This window comes from Vibrio chanodichtyis (assembly GCF_028863985.1).
Classification (GTDB): Bacteria; Pseudomonadota; Gammaproteobacteria; order Enterobacterales; family Vibrionaceae; genus Vibrio; species Vibrio chanodichtyis.
In genome coordinates this window covers 1-790 of sequence record NZ_JARBFT010000041.1, presented here as the reverse complement: position 1 = coordinate 790, position 790 = coordinate 1, and the positions used below count along the sequence as shown (strand labels likewise).

The 790-nt window shown below is 48.2% G+C and carries 1 protein-coding gene; it reads left to right on the top strand.

What is annotated here, in order from left to right:
* On the top strand, positions 1-790 hold a 790-nt coding region (locus tag PUN32_RS14005), incomplete at both ends, for an elongation factor Tu (RefSeq protein WP_274723741.1).

The following is a 790-nucleotide window of genomic DNA, read 5'->3' as shown; positions in this document are numbered from 1 at the left end:
TGTCTAAAGAAAAATTTGAACGTACGAAACCGCACGTAAACGTTGGTACTATCGGCCACGTTGACCACGGTAAAACAACTCTAACTGCAGCTATCTGTACTGTACTTGCAAAAGTATACGGCGGTAAAGCGCGTGACTTCGCGTCAATCGACAACGCACCAGAAGAGCGTGAGCGTGGTATTACTATCAATACTTCTCACGTAGAGTACGATACACCAAACCGTCACTACGCACACGTAGACTGTCCAGGACACGCGGATTATGTTAAGAACATGATCACTGGTGCTGCACAGATGGACGGCGGTATCCTAGTAGTAGCTGCGACAGATGGTCCAATGCCACAAACTCGTGAGCACATCCTGCTGGGTCGTCAAGTAGGTATCCCTTACATCATCGTATTCATGAACAAATGTGACATGGTTGATGACGAAGAGCTACTAGAGCTGGTTGAAATGGAAGTACGTGAGCTGCTTTCTGAGTACGATTTCCCAGGTGATGACCTGCCAGTAATCCAAGGTTCAGCACTGGGCGCGCTAAATGGCGAAGAGCAGTGGGAAGCGAAGATTGTTGAGCTAGCAGAAGCACTGGATTCATACATTCCAGAGCCAGAGCGTGCAGTAGACATGGCATTCCTGATGCCAATCGAAGACGTATTCTCAATCCAAGGCCGTGGTACTGTAGTAACTGGTCGTATCGAGCGCGGCATCCTGAAAGTGGGTGACGAAGTTGCGATCGTAGGTATCAAAGACACAGTAACGACTACCTGTACTGGTGTAGAAATGTTCCGTAA